The following is a 2,575-nucleotide window of genomic DNA, read 5'->3' on the forward strand; positions in this document are numbered from 1 at the left end:
ACGCGGAACAGGGACGCGGCCCAGAGCCGACAAGTCTCGCTAACGACAGACCCAGCAGGATCGTCAGCCTCGAAATCGGTCAGGCCCTGAACCACGACCAATTCTTCACTGCCTCGAAACCACCACCCCTGTCCGCGGCTCCGGTGGTTGAGGTGCGAGGCGCGCCAGCGCCGAGCCTCGAAACCACCACCCTGTCCGCGGCCCGCGGGTCCGCTGGGCTCGGCCGCCGACAGGCAGCGAAGCGGGTGAGGTCCGCTCAAGCCGGGTCGCTTCCCGGGCTGCGAGCCGCTGGCCCAGAATCGGTGCCGAACAATTTCTGGGAAGTGTCCACATCCCGGTCAAAACAAGGGATCTGAGCCCTGAAATGTCGGTGGTCGGTGCTGCAATGGATCCATGGCAGTCACCACCAGCGCCCGCGCCGATGAGGTGCTGGTCGCTGCCCGCGACACCGCCACGGTGATCGCCGACGCGCAGATTCTTCAGCTGGTCCAGGCGGTGCAGTGGGCGCAGCTGAACCCCGGCGATCCCGACCCCGAGATCGAGTGGGGGATGCAGGCCCTCGAGCTCGCCGGTGAGGGCGCAGTCACGATCGATGAGTCCGCGGTCGCGGAGTTCGCGCTCGCGGTCGGGATGAAGCACGAAGCCGGCGCCCGCCTCATCGGCGACGCCCTCGAACTGTCCTCCAGGTTGCCCCGGATCTGGGCCCGCGTCATGTCAGGTGAGGTGGCGGTGTGGCGGGCCCGCAAGATCGCCCAGGACACCCGCACCCTGCCCTTCGACGCGGCCGCCGCGGTCGACCAGAGGCTCGCGATCGTCGCAGCCAGGTGCTCGTGGGCCGAGCTCGACCGCCAGATCGACCGCGCCCGCTTCGAGTTCGACCCCGAGGAGGCCGAACGCCGCCGCCTCGCCGAAGCCGAGCAACGCTGCGTGCGGGTGGAGTACCGCGGGATCAACGCCACCGGCCAGGTTCCCATCACCGGCTGGGCCGGCCTCGCCGACGCGCTCGCGTTCGACCAGTTCCTCACCGCCAAGGCCGCCACCCTCGACCCCGCCCAGCCGCTGGACGTGCGGCGCTCCATGGCGCTGGGGATGGTGGGCACCGGCGACCCGGCCCATCGGGAGCTCGTGCTCTACGCCCACACCCGCCCCGGGCAGGCGATGGTCGAGGTCGAGAACACCCGGTCCGTGGTCACCCCCGAGCAGGTCCAGGAGTGGTGCCAGGAGGCCGGGACCCGGGTGACGGTCCGGCCGGTGCTGGACCTGACCGAGGAGATGTCCACCGGTGCCTACCGGCCCACACCGCTGATGAAGGAGCAGGTCCGGCTGCGGTTCCCGACCTGTGTGTTCCCCGGCTGCGAGCGCCCCTCACGTGGCTGCGACATCGACCACCGCGAGCCCTACCCCCTCGGCGAAACCACGACCTCGAACCTGTTCCCGCTGTGCCGGGGCCACCACCGGCTCAAGACCACCGGCGGCTGGCGCTACATCCCCCTCGACCACGACCAGATCGTCTGGATCTCACCCACCGGCCGCGTCCACCGCCGACATATCAACTGACCAACACCCCGCCGGTCACGACCGGCGGGGCCACACCCGTGCCGTGCGTCGTCCCACGTCCGGATCTGGCGATGAGTCAGACATCGGACCGTGGTCTTGGACGAGACTGCCGCTGTGCATCCCTACGACCCACTGCGCTTCCACGGCACCGTGGTCTGGCTGACCGAGGACCAGGGCGGGCGGCGAACCGGGCCACCATTGCCGACCCCTGAACGGGACTACGCGGCCAACGGCTTCGTTCCTCCGCTGACCGCGGACACCGGGCTCGCCTCGCTGGTGATTCGACCGGCGACGCCCGGTGCGTGGCGCTCTGCCGCCGACGCAGGCTGGCTCGTCGGCGACTACCGATACCCACACGACGTGGCGGAAGGCGACATGATCGTCGTGACCGAGAGTCTGACGGTCGTCGGGTACTTCCACGTCGAGTCGGTGGGCTGACAGAAACGACCGCTCATGCCGCGATGACGGGAGCCGGACCCGAGGGGGACGCGACCCTCAGAAGGCCAGCAGCCAGACCAGCCACGCGCCGACGAGCACGACGCAGCCGGCGATCTCGAGCCAGGCCCAGGTACGGCGGGCGACGGCGTCGGTCGGGCCGAACCGCTCGCGGTCCTCCCGGGCCAACTGGGTGATCCGCTCCTCGACGTACACCTGGTAGGTGTCGGCGGCGGTGGGGACGGTCGTGTCGCCGCGGACGCTGCGGCGCTTGGCCTTCACCTTCTGGCGGGCGGTGTAGCCGACCGCGGGCGAGGTGTAGCGCCGGCCGTCGGCGCTGATCGCCACGACCTGCGAGACCGCGACCCGGTCGATGGTGCCGAGCGGGATCTCGTCGGTGTGGAACATGCCGCGCAGCACCAGCGTGCGCTCGGTCACCCACATCGCCGGGCGCAGCAGCGCGCACCAGACGAGCAGCATCCCGAGCACCGCGAGGATGGCCACGCCGAGCGGCCGCCCGGTCTCCCAGGGGAGTACGGCGAGCACCAGGATGCCCACGGTCACGGCGAGCGCGACGTACCCG

General features: G+C 70.6%; 3 protein-coding genes. 2 read left to right on the forward strand and 1 reads right to left on the reverse strand.

From position 1 onward, the window contains the following. Window positions 1–393 precede the first annotated feature (393 nt). Entirely contained in the window at window positions 394–1,557 is a 1,164-nt protein-coding gene (locus tag ACTUAL_RS04825) for a DUF222 domain-containing protein (RefSeq protein WP_440899398.1), read from the forward strand. Window positions 1,558–1,647: 90 nt separating this feature from the next. Next, a complete protein-coding gene (locus ACTUAL_RS04830; protein WP_440899399.1) occupies window positions 1,648–1,995 on the forward strand; it encodes a hypothetical protein in 348 nt (115 codons plus the stop codon). A 57-nt stretch (window positions 1,996–2,052) separates the two neighbouring features. Here ACTUAL_RS04830 and ACTUAL_RS04835 read toward each other — a convergent pair. Then, window positions 2,053–2,575, reverse strand: a 523-nt coding sequence (locus ACTUAL_RS04835; protein WP_440899400.1) for a hypothetical protein, incomplete at its 5' end; no start/stop codon positions are given.

This window comes from Actinosynnema sp. (assembly GCF_052038725.1).